The sequence below is a fragment of the Paenibacillus sp. 598K genome, from assembly GCF_003851045.1.
Lineage (GTDB): Bacteria > Bacillota > Bacilli > Paenibacillales > Paenibacillaceae > Paenibacillus_D.
Window position 1 is genome coordinate 1 of sequence record NZ_BFBX01000176.1, and the last position, 18,302, is coordinate 18,302.

Consider the following 18,302-nt stretch of genomic DNA (forward strand, 5'->3'; position numbering starts at 1 on the left):
GCGTGGCACACAACAAAAAAAAAGCCTTGCTGCGCAAGGCTTTCGAGCGTTTAAGTTAGGATGCGGTCGAGAGGACTCGAACCTCCACGGGCGTAAGCCCACTACCCCCTCAAAGTAATAGATTGACGTTTTTCTATGTTGTTATTTTACTGTATCCCTTGCTGTGCTTAGCTTTACATCGTTCGTATGTTGTTCCCCTGTTGTTGACGATGGCTATGTGTTTTTAGTTTTCGTCAACAGTTCGTCAACAATTGGTCAACAGAGTAGAGCCCTCTTTTAAGGGTTCTACTCTTATTACATTCTCGTTGCATTTCTCAAATTTAATGAGTCTGAATGTGATGTTTAGCCCGTACTCTCTTTTCGCCATATCTTGCAAGCCCTTTTCTACCCATTCGCTGATCGGTTTATCGCCATTGATTTCCCTTATAATGAAAGCGAACACCTCCCTGTCTAAATTCTAAGCCGAAACCCGCCAGAGTCTACAGGTAATATATTCTGCTTCATTGGCATATCAAACCACACGATGCCGTAGGATTTCACTCCTCAAAATTGAGGGATGAGATAAGCTCAATTTTGCACCGATCTCAGCCGTCAAATTTGGAGAGTGAGGAAGGCGCAATTTTGATCCCTCCTCCCCGGGTCGGCAATTTCGGGTTACCGGACAGCACGGATCGGTGCCCTCCCAACAGAAGTGCCGAAACTTAGGTAACAGGTCATTGTTGCCGATCCGCCTTGTTTTACAGGGCTACAGGCGTCCCGGGATATGCGCAGGTAACGCCAATGTAACAGTGGTGGGGGCCGCCGAGTGCCAAAAATTTTTTATGATCGCCGGGCGACTGAAATCCCTCACCGTGTGAAGGAAATCCGAGCGATCACTCGTTTTTGATGAATCAGTCCTCAATCGGCTTCGGCTCTTCTTTCAATACCGGCTTTCTCAATATGTAACCCAGCTCACCAGGACATACGAGATCCCAGCCCTCCATAGAGAGCTCATCTAAGGTTTCAATCAACGTCGAATTGATAAATTCATACTCACGATTATAGGCTTGAAACAGCCAGCTTTCCTCTTCTGGGTTATGAAGCTTTTTCAATGATCCATACTCGTAACACTCCACCAGCTTTACGCTTTCACTCATGTAGCGATCCCTCCAAGAGACATTATAAGCCGCAGGGATGCTTTCCCATACGGCTCACTTTGAATTTAGCATCCCCCTTCTAATTGGGCAAGCAGGAATTTGTTACCTTTTGGCGAAATGAGTTTGTGCACGACATAACATGAAGGAGGTTCAGTATGCATCATTGGGAAGAGGGGCAGTACAAAGGTTATAAAATGGAGAACTTCGGAGACTATGCAGCAGCAATGGTTTACAAAGGGGAACAAAAAATGTTGGAGTTGAGGGTCTCCGGGACTGCTATCGCCACAGGTGTAAGGGTGCCTGATGGAAAAACGTTATATGATTGGATCTGGGAAACGGCGTTGCCCATCGCTAAAGAAAACCAAGAGGCAGGATTGATCCTAACAGTTACTTCTCACGATGTAGCTGATGGCAAACTCACTACTCACTGGAAAAACCTACGTCGGGAAAAGTCCTGAATATGAAGATTCCAGTTAACTCAACAGTCATTAGATGTTTTGAGGTTGACCAGGACGCGTTACATATTAAAGTCAACTTTACAAGCGGCAACATCAAAACGTTTGATGCAGGCATTAACATAATTGAGGCATTCTTATTAGCCGAGGACAAGGAAGAGTTCTATACGAATCATCTCAAGCCGCTCGCATGAGCGGCTTTTTACATTAAGATGTAAAATGGAGGAAAACCCGCACTTCACGTCGAATCCCCACTGATAAATTTAATTGCGGGGGTTGGATATGAATATATGGTTTGAGTGGATTCAGGAGACGAGCCTAAGTGACTGGCTCATGGTCTTGACGTCAGTAGCAAGTGTTTATGTCGCGGTCGTGGCTTTAAGGGTTTCTAAAAAATCATCCCAAGCTGCTATCAGAACTGATGTAAGACCTTCCCAAATAAATTTTTCTAGCAGCCAGTTTGTTGTAGTTACACTTTATAACGATGGTCCAGGGAAGGCGTACAACATATCAATTCACACTCCTAAAATTGTAGATTATACATATAAGCCAAATGGGATTGGGGAACTTTATTCCTACAGCAGCAAGTACGTAATGAACACCTTGAAGGACATGGAGGTAGGAGAATCGCAAAAAGTTGAACTCGAAGGTGTAACTTTTTCCACTTTTGACCTCAACCGTCCTTTAAGAGTGAGGTTTCAATTAGGAGATGGGGATTATAAGGTAGCATATTGGAAACACATCGAGAGAAAGAGGAGGCGTCGGAACAACGAAAGAATTGCTAAGATGACCGCGAGAGAGATTAATATTTACAAATTGAAAATGGTATTGGTTTACGCATTAACACCATTTAGATACATCGCGACAAAATACGTTAGATGGAACTACCAACCGCCACGAAATATCTATATGAGTATATACATTAGGTGGGAGTCCGAGAAATTCGAAATGGAAAAGAAATCAAAATAAGTTACCTACGGGTGGCTTTGTTTATGCCTAATAAGGATGATGACGAAGCGTTATTGAACTCCTACGCGGGGGAGGTGAAGTAAATGGCTAAGAAGAAAAGTTTCACATTAAAATTCATTTGCACGGAGGATCGCACAGATCAGATTATAAAGACACTGGCGAAGAGGGAAATACAAAAAGTGTTGGATAACATGGGCGTCGTGTCTAACAACTTGGATGCAGTATTAGATAAATACATAGCATTATCTCCGCGTCGCAGGAAGAGGGAGCTTGAGATTCAAAATGTACATCCAACTTAGGCTTAATGGACCATTGAAGAGGAAGTGAGGCTTCTTGAGTAAAAAGCTAAAAGTAACCGTTTCGTTTGTTGATAAAGAAGGAAATAAATTGTCCGTAGATGAGGCTATTGCAAAAACGGATTACGATCAGCAAGCAAAAATAAAAGCTTTAATAATGGAAGCAAGTACCGGACATAAATACATACCAGTGCCGTTAAAAGAACATTCCAGTCAGTAACATCTTGTGGGTTTCAAGCCATTCCATGTATAGACGATGAAATACACCACATCGATTCAATAGCCCTCTTTCCCTTGATTTCAATCAACGATTCCGGCGGCAGAAGTGATGTGGAGGTTTATGCTGTACCTCTATTGAACTCCTTTACAAGGAGGTGAGGCCAAATGGCAAGGAAGCAGCGCTTTAAGATCAACATTATTCGGGTTGGCGATAGGGCTCCCCAGGTCCTCAGATTATTGTGCAAAGATATCATCCATGACGAGCTCGCTAAGAAAGGCTTGGTAGCTGATAACCTGGACGAGCTTCTAGAGAAGTACATTACACATGAGACATGTTATGGCAATAGAGATGCATTGATGTGAAAAAGGGAAGGGGGCCTCCGAGTTTGGAGTCCCCTTTAAGATCGACAATGGATCCACTATTTATGGTAGATCATGATGAGGGAGAAGATCGATGAGTGTTTCACTCGACTTGGCTATGAATAAAACGTGCTCGAACCAAAGAGCCAAATGCTCCTCAATATCTTCCCAAGGCTTCGCATTATCCGAATAACTAACAATGACTCTGAGCTCGCTTTTCACTTATTACTCACCTTTAACCAATACTTCCAGTTCCGTTTCCAGCTCAGCTATCTCACCCTGCAACCGGTCAATCTCTGCTTGCTCTTTGGCTATGTCAGCCTGGAAACGTTGATACACATCCGATTCCTTGAATGGAATCGGGTCGCCCCCAGCTATTAGGAGATCTTGGCCGTTGGCGATTTGATCTTGAGTGATATTAATGCGCTCCTGGGCCTTCAACACATCACTCTTCAATTTTGATATTTGATTCTCAACAGCAGCTATGCGGGCATACTTTTCATCTTCAAGTTTTGCCTTTTCTGCTAGGTCTTCAGTCACGTTCGCGCCCCCCTTCGTGGAGATTTCAATAACCTTGTTCTCGACACTTACTATCTCGCCATTGATTGCATTTGTTGTGTCCCGGACCGGTAGGTAGGAAACGCCGTTAATGATTGCCGCATCTTTTTCCACTGTCTTACCATCAATGATTACTCTCATAACACCATCAACCTTTTGGCCGATCACTGGGTTTATTTTGGAAGCAGACACCGATGCCCCTACCATCAACAACGCCCCACACAGAACCCCTGCAACAAATTTTTTCATTCCGCTACCCCTCCGATTTGTGATAACTGTTATACGCATAATTATCGTCAGAGTAGCGAAAAAAATTACGTTTGGGGGTGAGAATGTGCAGGAATGCCCGTCCAGGTCACCGTACCCCCGCCTGCAATCATGAGTTGTGTTCCGATCGGAATCCCGGCATTGTAGACCTGTGAGTTACCTGTCTGAGCCCCTGCTAACGCTCTGGCTGAGAGAGCCGATGACAGCCCGGAAACATTGCTTATCGGGAACCCTGTAACTGGCCGATCTTGAAAGTTAATAGAAGATATCTGTCCCCCGAAGACAACCGAAGCACCACCCACGAGAAGGGCGTTAGCTCCCATGGCGTTGATATTTAGCTGACCGTTGGTTCCTGAAACGGTGCCTACATGTCCGCCGCTCTGCCCCCAGAACCGCAGCTCCTGGTAACCGAACGCATCATTCGTATCGATTGATATACGTTTAACCCCATTATTGTCGTAGGATCGGAATCCCCCAGGCTCGAACGCTACTCGCTGACCCGTCCCCTCCGATGTCGTCATGGTCGGCGCTATAATCGTACTACCTCTGATTGTGGTACCGGTTATAGTTGTGCCGTTGATCTGCCCACCGTTAAATACTGCTGCGCTGATCGTTCCCGAAAACTCCCCGCCGACTGCCTTCATGTGACCCGATTCGTCTACGCTGAAACTGCTGCCGATCTGGATGCTGCCACCGACGAAGCGGCCACCTTCTATCGTCCCACTGAAGCGACCATCAGCACCTTCCAACGTACCCGAGAACATGAACTTCCTGGACGGAACATCAAACCAAAGTGCGTCTTCACCATCAGCGGTGAACCGGAATTCGTCCGAGTTCCACACTGATGATGCTAGGCCATCACTTCGATCTACGACCAAGCCACGCTCTTTCGATATGTTGACGCCAAAGTAGTTTCTGCCTTGCTTCACAGCGCTTTTTGACAGGCGGTTTATTTCACTCGTCACCGTACCGACAACAGGATACTCACTCTGCTGCTCGCTCTGTGATGGGCTGTCGACGCTCATGGAGAGTCCGCCCCGGAAGTCGAACACCTGATGCATAATGATCGTCTCATAACGGCTGAGGCCGTCCCAGGGGACGTCAGTATCTTCCCAAGGCTTGATTGCTGTCTCCCAGGTGTTGCCCTCGTACTGGAGGTAACTGATACGGTCCCCCATCTCTAATTGCGGATAGCCCCGGGCATCCATTGCAACAGGGACATACGAGAATCCGTTCATCGCAGCCAATATGCCATTTGCGATTTGCGGCGTAGCAAAAGGATTGTTGATGTATAGCGTATGGTTCTCGTCGCCTGAACCCACTGTATAGGATGCGTCTTCCTCCTCGTCGTAGGTGATGACGAACCGGGTGTAGGTCTTCAGTGGATTGGCTTTCTTCGCCATCATGTAATCCGATTCACTGAGCTGGAAGACCGGCTGGTCGGCTGCCGTGAATCTCCTGAAGCGAATAGTGCCTGTCTTGCTGACATAGACGCTCGCAGCGTTTGATGCAGCGATGAACCCCATCACCTGACGCGTCGTATAACCTGTAGGAGCTACAGGAATAGTGTACGCAGGATCGATATGCACCTGTTCATAGACAAACCCTAGCCTGTCGCATATCTCATCCCATACGTCCTGCATTCTGGCAGGGTAAATCAGACTAGAAACGTAGGGGACTTCAGCGAATATCAATGCGTCGAAGCATGTAAACGTCCAGATGTCCTTGTTCTGCTCGCGTGAATCGACATAGAATTCGCCCAACTGCAACCAATCCGTTCCCGAGTTCTCACCGCCCCAAGGAAAGTCACTACCCGCCCAAGGGTAGGTAGCATCTCCCCAAGTCATTCCAGCCGTGGAGAGGGCCAAATACGGACGCATGCGGGCATTGGCGGGGATCTCGTAAGGTGTCCGAAGCTTCAAAATAAACTTGGATGCCGTCGCCGTCCCAATCTCAAACTCCTGATTCAATGTTAAGCTGTTCTCGATCAGAAACTCGACAATCTGATTGTTCGTATATTCCACTCCGTTAATGTCTACTTTGACCATCCATTCGCGGTCGCGGCGCTTCAGTAGGTCCTCGAAGACCGGGGATATAGGAAACACGTCATCACCTCTCTAAATCTCTATTAGTTAGTTGATAAAGAAAGGCGAACCGCCCGCAGTGGACGCCTCGCCTGAAAATACAAGCCTTCTATCGCCTTACTGCAAACTTGATTCCTTCAATGTTACGCATTGTTGTATTGTCGTTTGCGCTGGCATCTCCTGTACCGGCTTTCGTGGATTTATAAGCGGGACTATCAACTAGGGATATTTCATACAATTCCATCGATTTTATTGTCCGCCAAGTCATACCACCAAGTTGTTCATCGACCCAATCTTGCTTTGAAAAGGAAAAGCTGCATTTATTAAAAAAGCCAGTTCGTACGCCGTCTATTAAGTGAAGCGCTCGATCGTTGTCAGCAACGAGCTCAAAGTATAGACCATCCTCCCGGTGGAACAACTTGAGGTTAGAACGTGTATCCCCCAAGTGATGTTCGGCCTGATGCCTTACTAAGCATTCGATTTTATGGTCAGCCAGGAGCGTTTCCTTCAATGCTCCGCGTTGGATGCGCTCCATAAACGTCTCACCTTTGACTGTATTGATTCGTGTCCAAACGTTGTAAGGAATTGCAAGCCCAGAGATTACATTCTCGCCGCTGGCATTACGAATACTCAAGGAGGAATTATAGAGATTGCGATACGCACGTGATGTCACCGATTCATATTGGTTCATTAGGCAATACTCCTATTTCAAATTGTATTTTTGCCGGAGATCGTCCCATGTTTGCTGCGAAAGCGCCAAGGTTTTATGCCCTTCGCCATATACGGCATGTACTGTCTCCAAAACAGCCTTGACCCTCGCGAAAGGCGGAGCAATAGGTTCCCTTTGCTTGTGCCTTCTTTCAAGATGACTCGCAAACAAAGGATCAATGCACCTTGATACCCCTGACAATGACCGTTTGTGTGCTGCCCTATCTTTCATCACCATATCTTCCAGTTTCGATAAATGAGCCAGAGCTTTCATTAAGTGGTCAGCAGCAGCTTGGTAATCCGCCGAGTATCTAGCCATGCACTCATCATCATCTAACCTTGCGGCCGTCTCGTAGGGTTCCCGGAGTGCGTCTAAATTGTTCCTGTCTACCAGGCGCTGGCGGGCATCTTCCAGGCGAGACACAATCGTTCTTTGCTCGCTGATTTTCCGTTCGTTCTCAACAATTTTATGAGGATTAAGGACGCTTCCGCTATCCAAGGCCGCTTCATGCTCCCTTTCATTTGCTTGAATCAGTTCAGTGAGCGTTTCTCTCTCCTTGTCAATCCAAACAAACATTTCTTTCTGTTCATCTTTGATCTTTTCAGTTAAAGCAGTTACGTGTTTCATGTGTATCCACACTCCCAATTGGTTAGATTATATACACTCTGGTGAACAGATTTTTCACTTGCTGTGCATCGAGCACTCTTTCTTCTTCAAAAATGAAACTAATTAAATCACGGTTCGCGTCTGATCTGAGGCGTTCATAGTAGCATCCCATGATCTTATACTCTTGAAGCATAATGAGTCTTGCCAACGCTTCTTCGAGTTGCTCTCTTGTTTGGCCGTCTACGGTTGGTTTATGAATCAACATTGTTGCTGTTCTGTGCATCTGGAGATAATCACACGATAGAGCAATGATGGAAGCCGTGCTGTGTGCTGACTTCAAAACTGTAGCGTATATGCCACCGCGATGAGCTTTGATGGATTGTATAATTTCTTGCCCTCGATACAACAATCCACCCGGTGAGTCAATGATGAGGTTTATCTCCTCGCCGCGGGCTTCAATGATCCGATGTCGCACATTCAAGCTGCTATGTTTCGTGATTTCTCCCTTAATCTGAATAACTCTCGCCATCAAATGCACCTCGTTTCAGGGGAGGGGGGTCATGCGCGCGCCCTGTGTGTTATTTGAAGGGGGCACAACGGTCTTCACTATCCCCTCACTCACTTTTCGAAAGGGGGGGCCATGCCCATTTTTTTGGAGGTGCCCGTCCCCTGGTGTATCGTTCGATATCGCATCACTCATTTCATTCCTAATCGTTATAACGTTGATAACTTTAATAAATAAAAACTATAAGAAGATGTGAACAGGTGAAGGCTCAATCAAATGTCCCAACGTTTTGCCAACGCTATGAACGCCTGCTTCCGAAGTTGTGTGAACTTAGGTCGGCTGATACCTATGACTTCGTAGAACTTTAGATCAGTCATGTAGTCACCTTCCCTGTGCAGGTATCGTTTCCGAATCAAGTCTGCCTGTTGCTCTGGTAGCCGGTTAACTGCATCATCAACGCTTTGCATGAATGCTGCTCTACCTGCGTGCGGCGTATCGTTCCCGTGTTCAAGGAAACAACACATGTTGTAACGACGGAACCGCTCAACAATCTCTCGTTTCAGCGCCTTATTCAAGCTTGAACCACCTCCTTCCCAGCGCTGCCGCGAGAGTATTATTCATTTCTGACTTCAAAGTACCTAAATGATGCATGAAGGAAAGCAAATATCTTTCCGTCATTGCTTTCTGGCAAGGTGTTGAAGTGTTCATAAACAGCATCATGCAGTTGATCTTCATCCACACCATAGTCTTGAAGATGCTCTAATCGACTAATAATGTCATGAAGCTGTTCCTCGGATACGTCTGGATGACTCTTGCCGAATTTGTTTTTGTAGTGAAGGTCATAAATGTGAAGAAAAGGATGACCGTCGCTTGTCAAAGCGATGTATCTTTTATCTTTATCTCTTATGTTATTTATAGATAGTTCTTTATACAGTGCATGTGGTGCACTACCCCCGTGCATGTCATGCACTAGGGTTGGTGCATGTGATGCACTCACCTCCTCGTTTGAGGGGGCGGATTGTGCCCCTCTGAGTTCTGGTTCGATCACCTTGTAGAGATTGCTCTCCCGGCCCTTTTCGCCGTAACGATGTTGCCTCTCCAGAAGACCCATTTCTACAAGCTCACTGACGACATCTTTAGCCTTACGCACGCCCATTCCGGTTTTTTCGGCGATGGTAGGGAAGCTAGGGAATGCGGATGCGTTATTCCCGCACCGTGAGATGTACAGGTACACCGCGATTTGATAAGGATTAAGACCAATTTCGAAGATGGCGTTAGGCCCGGTGAAGAAGTTCTTTCGTTTAGGTGCCATCTCACCGCCTCTCTTTCCGCCTCACTGCCATACTTCCTAAAGACTTGCCCCCGAGTTATTGGCAGCCAGGTACAGCTTCCCCAACAACTCGGAGAGCGTCACCTGATCCGTATAATAACCGTATATGATCTGCATCGCTTCATAGCAGCATTCGTTATTAAGCCCGTAGGCGGACAGAATGCAAACCTCCAAAGCGGAGAGGGCGTTCTCCAGCGGGATCATAGAGATTCCCATGTCCTCCAACTGAAAGTATTGAAGATGAAGGGCTTTGGATTGCTGGAGAAGCACCGTAACAAGCGGCTCCCTGTCGATAGTGGTAGTCATCTGAAATCCTCCTTTACTGTTCCAAGTTGTGTTCCAAGTTCAAGCTGCCTATCCCTAGATTCGTTGCCGCTTGTGGAATTTATTCCACAAGCGCCGTTCCAAGGTTGACGGAGTTTCGTGCATACGCTATGCGAACGCATTGCATCAGCATGAAGATAGAGGACCATGCAGCAGCGCCACACAGCCCCTGTATACGACCTAGCCCTTGGCCAGCCGATACCCGGCGACGAATCCCCTATGATAGCCCCAATCGATCCCGAGATTTTCGAGATGACTCAACTCGCTCTCCAGATCGAAGAGGAAGCTTTTGTATTGCTGCTGTTGATCCTTGGGCATATGTGCAGCGAATTGCTTGGCAGCATTGAAAATCTTGTTTTGGAAGTCGTTCGCCTCTTTGGAACCGGCGTCTTCCTTGTCGTACAGGTCTTCGAGCTCACGCTTTGCAATCACGGCCAAGACCGATCTTTCTCCATTCAGGTAGGAGGCATCCATGATCTCCCCGAGCCCATTAAATGCTGCTTCCATACAGTCAGCTCCTTTTATTTAGGGCCTGGCCACTTGACCGAACACCCGAGAAATGATAGAGTGTTCGGCAAAGAGGCATAGCCCTTTATTGGATGATCACTTCTGCGGCCCGGCCAAGGTAACAGCAGAAGTGATTTTGTCGTTTTCGGCCCTCACGTTGCTATCCATGTATTCGAGGTGCGCCCGCTGCTCCAGTTGGTGCAGGTCCTCGTAAGCATCCATAACAGCCTGTGCAGCGTCTTCCGCCGTGTAGCGGTCTTCTTGCTGGTTCAACAGGTTATACGCAATTCCAGCCAGCTTCCTTTTAGCGTTGGCGATAACCTCCAGATTAGCTGCATGTGCCATGATTTGATGAGTCATGTTAAGCATCTCCTTTATCCGATTTCGATTTTGTGATCTAACGATGACAGTACGAGAGCGTTAGGCGTTGATGGCCCGGCGCTGCCGAACCTTCTTCAAGAGAGCTTTCACGCCAGAAGTATCAATGCCGATGGCATCGCAGTACTCGATTAGTCGAGTCAGTTCGACATTTCGCTTGTTGTCGGACACCTGATCCAGCACTTGATTGACCGTCATTAGTGCGTCACCCCTTCGAGCAGTTTTTCGACCCTCCGGTAATCCTCGTTCGCATCACCAAGAGCAGCCCCGAGCAAACCAATTTTCATCATCTCATCTTCCTTGCCCATCTCTTCGCAAGCTTCAACGCCGCCCATCATGCTTTCAATAGCGATCACCAATGTTTCATGTTTCAGTTCTCGAAGCATAAGAATGAGTGCCGTTTCTTCAGCTGTGAGCTTGGAACTAGCTGACTTTACATCCGGGAAGATATTTAATGCCTGTGCTATGACTCCTGGCGTAGTGGCTTCGCTGTGAATCCATGTGGTAGCATCTTTATCTACCATACAGACTGTGATTTGCTGGTCGCTGATTTCCATCCCGTAAATGATGCCTTCTTGTTCGAAATTGAAGTTCGTTCCCCCGATCTGGAACGTGAGCGCGTCTTGTTGCTCGAAGAACTTTTCAAGCTCCACATCCTTCACAGGGCCGCTAAAGCTCATTACTGCCTCTGAACGTCCGGCCACTTTAACATCCACATCGCAGCTCATGTCATTGTTCCACATGAGTTCCAGCAAGCGGTGGATATCACCGATCTTGCAATTGACCATATTAATTTTCTGCATGCATGCCGCTCCTCTTATTGGTTTGATTTCTGATCCATATAACGGTTTGTCAGTACCTAATTCCTCTCTTGCGATCTTTCTTGAGCGCCCGCCGCATCCTTACATCTGGCGCTTTTAACTGAGCGACATAGGTGATCAGCCTGACATGCTGGTCGAAATTGATTTTGATTCCTTCCTCTTCACAAGCTTCCATGATTGCAAAGATAGCTTCTGCCGTGTCGCTGATGTCTCCAAGATTGGGAAACAATTTGCAATCCCCGTTCAAAAATACAGCCACTGCGTACGGAGATGATGGGCTTTGTTCCTCGATAGGGAAGCCGATTATCAGCCCCCCGATAGCTTCTCGTACCAGATTCGCTTTTTGAATGATCTGTTGCTCGTTCATGCAGCAACTTCTCCTTTGGATGAAATAAAGAACTAATTGCTGAATGCGCTGCTGTTCTCTTGCTCCTGCTTCAAAATCCAAGCATCGATTGCTTCTTTACGGAAAAGGATGCGATTGCCGACGCGATAGCTTCCTATGAGCTTTCGGCGGACCATCTCCCGAAGCTTGTATTCGCTCGCCCCAATATAAGCGGCCGCTTCCTTTACGTTCATCCGCTGCACGTTGTCACCTCCCTTCAAGCACCGTTTCGATTCTAAGCGTTAAATCGTTGATTCGGACAAGCGTTTCAAACGAGCATCGGCCAACCGCTCCTTAGCGGCCTCCCGCTGCTCGTAGCTCATGTTACTCTGTCTAATTACAGAGAAATTGACCTGAGACGCTTTGAGTTTCCATTTAGCTGCCGTGATGCGCTCACCGTCTTTTTCAGTCCAGTAGGGGGAAGCGATTTTCATAAGCCGGTTGATGTGCCTAGGAACGCAGCTATAAACGTTCCATTCGTCGGTCATGTAGTCGAAAACGCAAGTCGTTTCTTTTTCCTCGTTTGGGTGCTGCATGGATTCACGTTCCTTTCTTTGGATCGTTAGAATGGCGAACGGTTATAATGACTGGCCGCCTCAGCCACTGACACATTGTCATGAACAACTCTCATTGCGCTAACAAGCTTTTCTACCTCCTTGGGGCTCATGCCCACAGATAGCCCTGCAACGATTGCATATCCTAAGTTCGCTGCGTTAGACCATCGCTCCACACCCACTGTCTGTTCGGCCGCATCCATTAGATGGAGTTGGATTTCATCAAGCAGCCTTATCTCGTTAATTTCTAGGCCCCGGGGGAAGTATTTGCGTTCCAATGCCCGGCGAATGGTAGCCGGGTCTTTCGTTTGATTGGCTGTCATTCTGAATCACCCTTTCTTGTGGGGTTGCTCTTATTCAGTTTTCAAGGAGCAACTTACTTATTTGCTAACCATGCATAGCACTTTGATTAAAAAAAATTTCCTTCGGTTCTTTATTTAGCACATCGCAAATCTTAAGCATCAGTATACCGTTTGGAACTTGACCATAGAGTTCAATATTAGTGATTGTTTGACGACTTACCTCTGTCCTTCGAGCCAATTCGGAAACAGGCATACCAACTTTTTTTCTGATTTCTCTTAATTTGTTGCTAACCATGAGTAGCACCTCCTTGATAATCATAATACGTCATGTTATCATTGGTGTCAACCATGCATAGCAAAATAAAGTGGAGGCGGTTAAAATCACTGAAATTGGAGATTATTTGCGAAAAGCCAGAGGCAAACGTAGCTTACGCTCCATTGAAAGAGAATCTGGAGTGAGTAATACATACTTAAGAAGCATTGAAAAAGGTGTCGACCCTAGAACAGGCGGGACGATTATTCCATCTCCAGAAGTACTGAAAAAGTTAGCTGGACCGCTAAATGAAGATTATATTACTTTGCTCAAAATAGCTGGCCACTTGGATGAAAAAGAAATTGAAACAATTTCTTGGGCGCAAAATCAAATTGTGAATATTTTTAAAATGAAGCAAGATCTGGAGCAAGGGAAAGATGTGATTGAAGGAGTTTTGCAACTTGAAAAATGGTTGATTGGGGGGGAGATTGCATTTAAAGGAGTTAGATTAAAATGGAGTCAGCGAAAGAAAATCTATAAACTACTGAGTGAAATGACCCAAAATAATAATGTAGATCAAGATGCTGATGAAGATCCAATCAGTAACCCCATGATGGATGATAACAACTAATGAGAACCAATGATAGTAACCAAAGAAAAATATAAGGAGATGAAGACATGGCAAGCATGCAAAAACGAGGAGAACGCTCCTGGCTTCTTGTTGTAGAAGCGGGATACAAAGCAGATGGCACGCGGGAGAAAGAAACCAGAACAGTCAAAATCGATGATGATGCGGTATTAAAAAGCAAGCGGCTTAGAGAAGAATTCCTGCGTGATCAGCTCCACATGTTCAAGCAGGAGGTTGAGTCCGGTATCTACGTTAAGCCAACCAAAATGACGCTTGAAAAGTTCATTGAGAATGAATGGATTCCCAAATACGCATGCAAGGAAGAAAACCTCTCTCCCCTTTCCTTCAAAACGTACAAACATCATATTACCAACCATATCTTACCGGTCTTCGGTCACAAGAAGCTGGAGGAAATCAAGACGATCCATGTCGTCACATTCATTAACGATCTTGGCAAGCCTGGAGCAAGAAAGGACGGTAAGGGCGATACCCTCTCCAGCGGTACAATTCAATACATCTATCGCGTCTTGAAGAACATTCTTCAGCGAGCGACTGAATGGCAGTTCATCAAAGCAAATCCTATGGCCGGTGTGAAGAAGCCCCGAGTCGAGGAAACGGAATGTGAATTTTATGACGAAGTAGAAGCCCGGGCCGTAATCACAGCCCTGTATAAGGAGCCTAGAAGATGGCGTCTGCTCGTCTTGGGGGCGATGATAGGGGGCTTTCGTCGCGGGGAGCTATTAGGACTCGAATGGCCCGATGTGGACGCTAAAAACGGCGTTCTAGGCGTCGTGAACAGCATTTCATTGACCGAGGATGGGAAGGCCGTCGAGAAGGGTCCGAAATCGAGAAGTTCAAAGCGTCAGGTCGATTTTCCTGACTGGTACATGGCAGAGCTGGAGATCCACCGCAAGGAATGGATTAAAGAAAAATGGGATGCTCAGGAGAAGTGGTTAGGCGGTGATCGGGAGTTTGTTTTTCATGCCGGGTTCGGCAAACCGTTTTACCACTCTTACCCTACGGAGTGGTGGAATAAATTTGTGAAGAGGCACGAGTTGAAGAAAGTCCGCTTCCACGATCTGCGACACAGCGCCGCTACATTGCTCATCGAAGCAGGCGCATCAATGAAAGCCATCCAGAAACGTCTAGGACACGCCAAGCATCAGACGACGGCGGATACCTATGCTCACGTTACAAAAAAGCTAAGCCGAGATACCGCAGAAAAATTCAACAAGTTCGCTCCCGAAAATTTTCGTCAACAATCCGTCAACAACAGCCAAAAGGAGGACATGGCTTAAATGATAACCAGAAAAATGAAAATAAAAAAATCCCTTATGTATCAAGGGATTTCAGCGTTTAAATTAGGATGCGGTCGAGAGGACTCGAACCTCCACGGGCGTAAGCCCACTACCCCCTCAAGATAGCGTGTCTGCCATTCCACCACGACCGCATATCGTGTTTCTACTATTATATAGCACTCTCTCCTGAGGAAGAAGAAAGTGGTGAGCCATGAAGGACTCGAACCTTCGACACCCTGATTAAAAGTCAGGTGCTCTACCAACTGAGCTAATGGCTCTGGGAAGTTGGTGACCCGTAGGGGATTCGAACCCCTGTTACCTCCGTGAAAGGGAGGTGTCTTAACCCCTTGACCAACGGGCCTTGTCCATTGATGAGTGCGCCATGAGCGACAACAGAAGTTATTATATCTAATTCTGTTTAGCTTGGCAAGCGTTTTTTTTGAAGCATTTTCGCCTTCAAAATGACGCTTCGCCCCGCTGCTAGAGGCAAACTAAAAGGGCCGGCTGAACGGCCCTATCGTTCATCAACATTCGTAGTATGGCGGAGAGAGAGGGATTCGAACCCTCGCACCGCTTGCGCAGTCTAACCCCTTAGCAGAGGGTCCCCTTGAGCCACTTGGGTATCTCTCCATGCTGGCTCCCCGAACAGGACTCGAACCTGTGACAACTCGATTAACAGTCGAGTGCTCTACCAACTGAGCTATCAGGGAATGTTGTGTTTCTCAGTGTGTGTTTCGCAAAGTGACAAGTAATAATTTATCACGGTTCTAAAACAAAGTCAAGCATCTTTATGAATAATTTTCCGCGGCATTTTCCGCAGGCATATTTTGCTGGATTCACCTTGCGTTTGCGCAGGTATTCCATGCCGCAGGAACGGCACACGAGCTTGTACCGATAAGGCTGCACACGCTTGGTCTGCCCGGGCAATGCACTGCAATATCGCGAGCCCCCCACCTCGGCGAGCAGCCGCTGAAAATCGGCGTCCTGATGCCGATACCCGCGCTTCGTCAGATGCAGGTGATAATGGCATAACTCATGCTTGATGATTTTCTCCGTCTCTTCGCGGCCGAACGTCTCGAGTTGCTTGGGGTTAATCTCGATGTCATGCGAACGCATGAAGTACCGGCCGCCCGTCGAACGCAATCTTCGGTTAAAGGTCGCCTGGTGCAGGAAGGGTCGTCCGAAGCTATCGCGCGACACTTGCTCCACCCACGCCTGCAACGTTTCATTGTCCATCGTCATTCTCTCCCATCTACTTGAATTTATAATCGTTGATGCGATACACTGTCAAGTAGCAATGATCGGTTGTCGAGAGTCGCGATAGACTTTTTGAACAACCTCTTATGAAGGGGAGTTGCCTGTCATGCCAACTATGCGATATGTCCTATTACAAGACGCGGGTCAGCTGTCGGTCGTGGAGATGCCCGCATCCCACGCCTATCAGTTGAGCGCGCTCAACCTCCGTTTGCACAAGGAGATCGACAAGCTGACGGCGGACAGCGTGCCGAAGCTGCCTTATGCGATCGGCGAATGCAATGATCTCGAGCTGCACGATGCCTCCATCCAGATTATCGGCGGACTCGATTATATTAATGACCTTGAGCGCGCATTTTCCGCTATCCAAGAGACCGCGTACCCGCTCATCTCCCTGCTGACGGAGATTCGGGCGCTGCAAGCCCAGCTCGAACAATGGTACGAGGAAGAGATGGACGTCGAAGCGTAGTCTTTTTCTGATGTGGACCTGCACAGCCAGCCGCCTATCCCCATATGCTTAAACCATACATCATGTTTTTGGGGAGGGACCGGTATGCCGCAGTGGCTATGCAACCAACTGATGCGCGCATTTCACAAGAGAGACCGCCGGCAGATACGCCTGCTCAACGATTGCTGGTACTTCTACCGCACCCGGACAACGCCGGAGAGCGGCAGCGTCGGCAGGGTCTAGCACTGCCATGCGCCGTGGCCCTGAGCGACACGTTTCCCAGGTCCGAAGACCTCTCATGAACGTTGTGAGCGCACGCGAGTCCGCGCATAGAAAAGAGCTGTCTCCCGATGAGTCACGCCAGTGACCGGGAGACAGCTCTTTTTTGCGCTTGCGCTCGGTCCTGGCTAGCCCGGCTTGCGCATCGTCAACCCCACTCTACCTTTCTTGGCATCGACATTCAGCACCCAGACCGTCACATTGTCGCCGACGGCCACGACATCCATCGGATGCTTGACGAATTTGTCGCTCATCTGCGAGATATGGACGAGGCCGTCGTTTTTGATGCCGATGTCGACAAATGCGCCGAAGTCGATGACATTGCGCACCGTGCCCTGCAGCTCCATGCCCGGCTGCAGATCCTCAAGCTTCAGCACAGCCGTGTGGAAGATCGGCGCCGGCAGCTCCTCGCGCGGGTCTCTGCCCGGCCGCTGCAGGCTCTCTACGATGTCGCGCAGCGTCGGTACGCCTACGCCAAGGCTGGCGGCCAGCGCCTCGATGTCAGCCGTCGCCAGGAGGCTGCTCAGCTCGCGGCTGCCGAGCTGCGACAAGGTCAGCTTCAGCTCGCGGAACAGTCGATCGACGACGCTATAGGACTCGGGATGGATCGCGGTCGCATCGAGCGGATTGTCGCCGCCAGGGATGCGCAGGAAGCCAGCGCACTGCTCGTACGCCTTGGCCCCCAGACGCGGCACCTTCTGGAGCTGCGCCCGGCTGACGAATTTGCCCTGCTCCTCGCGGAACTTGACGATATTCCGGGCCAGCGTCGCGTTAATGCCCGCGACATACGAGAGCAGCGACGGCGAGGCGGTATTGACGTCGACGCCGACATGGTTGACCGCCGACTCGACGACGCCGCCGAGCGACTCGTCGAGCCGCTTCTGGCCGACATCGTGCTGGTATTGGCCGACGCCGATCGCCTTGGGCTCGATCTTCACCAGCTCGGCCAGCGGGTCCTGCAGCCGGCGCGCGATCGAGACGGCGCTCCGCTCGGCGACGTCGAGCGTCGGGAATTCCTCCTGCGCCAGCTTGGAGGCGGAGTAGACGCTTGCCCCCGCTTCGTTGACGATGATGTATTGGAGCTTGGAGGCGCCGCTCTCTATCCGCTTGCGGATCAGCTCGGCGACGATCGTCTCCGTCTCGCGCGAGGCCGTGCCGTTGCCGATGACGACCAGCGTCGCGCCATAGCGGTCGATCAGTCCGTTCATGATGCGCTCGGCTTCGGCGACTTTATTGTGCGGGGCGGTCGGATACGTCACGGCGACCTCCAGCAGCTTGCCGGTCTCGTCGATGACGGCCAGCTTGCAGCCGGTGCGGAAGGCCGGATCGACGCCGAGCACGACATGCCCCTTGACCGGCGCCTGCAGCAGCAGATTG

General features: G+C 48.6%; 28 protein-coding genes and 5 tRNA genes. 8 read left to right on the top strand and 25 right to left on the bottom strand.

All coding sequences use genetic code 11. From position 1 onward, the window contains the following. Positions 1-890: 890 nt before the first annotated feature. On the bottom strand, positions 891-1,136 hold the full coding sequence (locus PA598K_RS33510) for a hypothetical protein (protein ID WP_128661089.1): 246 nt from the start codon (positions 1,134-1,136) through the stop codon (positions 891-893). A 155-nt stretch (positions 1,137-1,291) separates the two neighbouring features. Here PA598K_RS33510 and PA598K_RS33515 point away from each other — a divergent pair, with 155 nt between their 5' ends. The 4 genes from PA598K_RS33515 (at position 1,292) to PA598K_RS33530 (ending at position 3,076) form a co-directional block, all read left to right on the top strand. Next, the gene (locus tag PA598K_RS33515; protein ID WP_128661090.1) at positions 1,292-1,594 is read left to right on the top strand and encodes a hypothetical protein; all 303 of its coding nucleotides are present in this window, start codon (positions 1,292-1,294) and stop codon (positions 1,592-1,594) included. 279 nt (positions 1,595-1,873) lie between these two features. Continuing rightward, positions 1,874-2,560, top strand: coding sequence for a hypothetical protein (locus PA598K_RS33520; RefSeq protein WP_128661091.1), 687 nt, complete (start codon positions 1,874-1,876; stop codon positions 2,558-2,560). A gap of 83 nt (positions 2,561-2,643) precedes the next feature. Then, entirely contained in the window at positions 2,644-2,859 is a 216-nt protein-coding gene (locus PA598K_RS33525) for a hypothetical protein (RefSeq protein ID WP_128661092.1), read from the top strand. A gap of 34 nt (positions 2,860-2,893) precedes the next feature. Continuing rightward, the gene (locus PA598K_RS33530) at positions 2,894-3,076 is read left to right on the top strand and encodes a hypothetical protein (protein WP_128661093.1); all 183 of its coding nucleotides are present in this window, start codon (positions 2,894-2,896) and stop codon (positions 3,074-3,076) included. Positions 3,077-3,660: 584 nt separating this feature from the next. Here PA598K_RS33530 and PA598K_RS33535 read toward each other — a convergent pair. The 17 genes from PA598K_RS33535 to PA598K_RS33610 form a co-directional block, all read right to left on the bottom strand. Further along, positions 3,661-4,242, bottom strand: a complete 582-nt coding sequence (locus tag PA598K_RS33535; RefSeq protein ID WP_128661094.1) for a hypothetical protein — start codon at positions 4,240-4,242, stop codon at positions 3,661-3,663. A 65-nt stretch (positions 4,243-4,307) separates the two neighbouring features. Continuing rightward, the gene (locus tag PA598K_RS33540; RefSeq protein ID WP_128661095.1) at positions 4,308-6,365 is read right to left on the bottom strand and encodes a hypothetical protein; all 2,058 of its coding nucleotides are present in this window, start codon (positions 6,363-6,365) and stop codon (positions 4,308-4,310) included. An 88-nt stretch (positions 6,366-6,453) separates the two neighbouring features. After that, a complete protein-coding gene (locus tag PA598K_RS33545) occupies positions 6,454-7,035 on the bottom strand; it encodes an HK97 family phage prohead protease (protein ID WP_128661096.1) in 582 nt (193 codons plus the stop codon). A gap of 12 nt (positions 7,036-7,047) precedes the next feature. After that, complete coding sequence (locus PA598K_RS33550; RefSeq protein WP_128661097.1) at positions 7,048-7,680, bottom strand: hypothetical protein; 633 nt, start codon at positions 7,678-7,680, stop codon at positions 7,048-7,050. Between the two features lie 22 nt (positions 7,681-7,702). Further along, complete coding sequence (locus PA598K_RS33555) at positions 7,703-8,188, bottom strand: ATP-dependent Clp protease proteolytic subunit (RefSeq protein WP_128661098.1); 486 nt, start codon at positions 8,186-8,188, stop codon at positions 7,703-7,705. 248 nt (positions 8,189-8,436) lie between these two features. Then, positions 8,437-8,739 (bottom strand): hypothetical protein, encoded by a 303-nt coding sequence (locus PA598K_RS33560; protein ID WP_128661099.1) that lies wholly within the window; start codon positions 8,737-8,739, stop codon positions 8,437-8,439. 38 nt (positions 8,740-8,777) lie between these two features. After that, entirely contained in the window at positions 8,778-9,476 is a 699-nt protein-coding gene (locus PA598K_RS33565; RefSeq protein ID WP_128661100.1) for a helix-turn-helix domain-containing protein, read from the bottom strand. Positions 9,477-9,512: 36 nt separating this feature from the next. Further along, positions 9,513-9,800 carry a hypothetical protein gene (locus PA598K_RS33570; protein ID WP_128661101.1) on the bottom strand — a complete coding sequence of 96 codons (288 nt, stop codon included), beginning with the start codon at positions 9,798-9,800 and terminating at the stop codon, positions 9,513-9,515. A gap of 198 nt (positions 9,801-9,998) precedes the next feature. Further along, positions 9,999-10,325, bottom strand: coding sequence for a hypothetical protein (locus tag PA598K_RS33575; protein WP_128661102.1), 327 nt, complete (start codon positions 10,323-10,325; stop codon positions 9,999-10,001). A gap of 96 nt (positions 10,326-10,421) precedes the next feature. Next, the gene (locus tag PA598K_RS33580) at positions 10,422-10,685 is read right to left on the bottom strand and encodes a hypothetical protein (protein ID WP_128661103.1); all 264 of its coding nucleotides are present in this window, start codon (positions 10,683-10,685) and stop codon (positions 10,422-10,424) included. 60 nt (positions 10,686-10,745) lie between these two features. Beyond that, a complete protein-coding gene (locus PA598K_RS36785) occupies positions 10,746-10,901 on the bottom strand; it encodes a hypothetical protein (RefSeq protein ID WP_185602391.1) in 156 nt (51 codons plus the stop codon). Further along, positions 10,901-11,506 (bottom strand): hypothetical protein, encoded by a 606-nt coding sequence (locus PA598K_RS33585; protein WP_128661104.1) that lies wholly within the window; start codon positions 11,504-11,506, stop codon positions 10,901-10,903. Before PA598K_RS33585 ends, PA598K_RS36785 begins: the two co-directional genes overlap by 1 nt. Positions 11,507-11,555: 49 nt before the next feature. After that, the gene (locus PA598K_RS33590) at positions 11,556-11,891 is read right to left on the bottom strand and encodes a hypothetical protein (protein WP_128661105.1); all 336 of its coding nucleotides are present in this window, start codon (positions 11,889-11,891) and stop codon (positions 11,556-11,558) included. A 32-nt stretch (positions 11,892-11,923) separates the two neighbouring features. Beyond that, positions 11,924-12,103 carry a helix-turn-helix domain-containing protein gene (locus PA598K_RS33595; RefSeq protein ID WP_260405746.1) on the bottom strand — a complete coding sequence of 60 codons (180 nt, stop codon included), beginning with the start codon at positions 12,101-12,103 and terminating at the stop codon, positions 11,924-11,926. 48 nt (positions 12,104-12,151) lie between these two features. Continuing rightward, positions 12,152-12,445, bottom strand: a complete 294-nt coding sequence (locus PA598K_RS33600; RefSeq protein WP_128661107.1) for a hypothetical protein — start codon at positions 12,443-12,445, stop codon at positions 12,152-12,154. 26 nt (positions 12,446-12,471) lie between these two features. Beyond that, the gene (locus PA598K_RS33605) at positions 12,472-12,786 is read right to left on the bottom strand and encodes a hypothetical protein (protein WP_128661108.1); all 315 of its coding nucleotides are present in this window, start codon (positions 12,784-12,786) and stop codon (positions 12,472-12,474) included. Positions 12,787-12,850: 64 nt separating this feature from the next. Further along, the gene (locus PA598K_RS33610; RefSeq protein WP_128661109.1) at positions 12,851-13,060 is read right to left on the bottom strand and encodes a helix-turn-helix transcriptional regulator; all 210 of its coding nucleotides are present in this window, start codon (positions 13,058-13,060) and stop codon (positions 12,851-12,853) included. A gap of 160 nt (positions 13,061-13,220) precedes the next feature. On the opposite strand from PA598K_RS33610, the gene PA598K_RS33615 reads away from it, so the two are divergent. Further along, on the top strand, positions 13,221-13,649 hold the full coding sequence (locus tag PA598K_RS33615; RefSeq protein ID WP_376739113.1) for a hypothetical protein: 429 nt from the start codon (positions 13,221-13,223) through the stop codon (positions 13,647-13,649). 47 nt (positions 13,650-13,696) lie between these two features. Continuing rightward, positions 13,697-14,944: a tyrosine-type recombinase/integrase gene (locus PA598K_RS33620; RefSeq protein WP_128661111.1), complete on the top strand. Its 1,248-nt coding sequence runs from the start codon at positions 13,697-13,699 to the stop codon at positions 14,942-14,944. Between the two features lie 69 nt (positions 14,945-15,013). Here the strand turns inward: PA598K_RS33620 and PA598K_RS33625 are convergent. The 6 genes from PA598K_RS33625 to PA598K_RS33650 form a co-directional block, all read right to left on the bottom strand. Continuing rightward, positions 15,014-15,096: transfer RNA gene (locus tag PA598K_RS33625), tRNA-Leu, on the bottom strand. 50 nt (positions 15,097-15,146) lie between these two features. Then, positions 15,147-15,222: transfer RNA gene (locus PA598K_RS33630), tRNA-Lys, on the bottom strand. Between the two features lie 8 nt (positions 15,223-15,230). Continuing rightward, positions 15,231-15,305, bottom strand: a tRNA-Glu gene (locus tag PA598K_RS33635). A 178-nt stretch (positions 15,306-15,483) separates the two neighbouring features. Next, positions 15,484-15,574: transfer RNA gene (locus PA598K_RS33640), tRNA-Ser, on the bottom strand. A gap of 4 nt (positions 15,575-15,578) precedes the next feature. Continuing rightward, positions 15,579-15,654 (bottom strand) — tRNA-Asn (locus PA598K_RS33645). A 49-nt stretch (positions 15,655-15,703) separates the two neighbouring features. Next, positions 15,704-16,180 carry a SprT family protein gene (locus PA598K_RS33650; protein WP_128661112.1) on the bottom strand — a complete coding sequence of 159 codons (477 nt, stop codon included), beginning with the start codon at positions 16,178-16,180 and terminating at the stop codon, positions 15,704-15,706. Between the two features lie 127 nt (positions 16,181-16,307). Here PA598K_RS33650 and PA598K_RS33655 point away from each other — a divergent pair, with 127 nt between their 5' ends. Then, on the top strand, positions 16,308-16,667 hold the full coding sequence (locus PA598K_RS33655) for a hydrolase/acyltransferase (protein ID WP_128661113.1): 360 nt from the start codon (positions 16,308-16,310) through the stop codon (positions 16,665-16,667). An 84-nt stretch (positions 16,668-16,751) separates the two neighbouring features. After that, the gene (gene cmpA / locus PA598K_RS33660) at positions 16,752-16,889 is read left to right on the top strand and encodes a cortex morphogenetic protein CmpA (RefSeq protein WP_128661114.1); all 138 of its coding nucleotides are present in this window, start codon (positions 16,752-16,754) and stop codon (positions 16,887-16,889) included. Between the two features lie 164 nt (positions 16,890-17,053). Here cmpA and PA598K_RS33665 read toward each other — a convergent pair. Then, positions 17,054-18,302 (bottom strand): helix-hairpin-helix domain-containing protein (locus tag PA598K_RS33665; protein WP_128661130.1); only part of this gene is annotated, 1,249 nt, incomplete at its 5' end.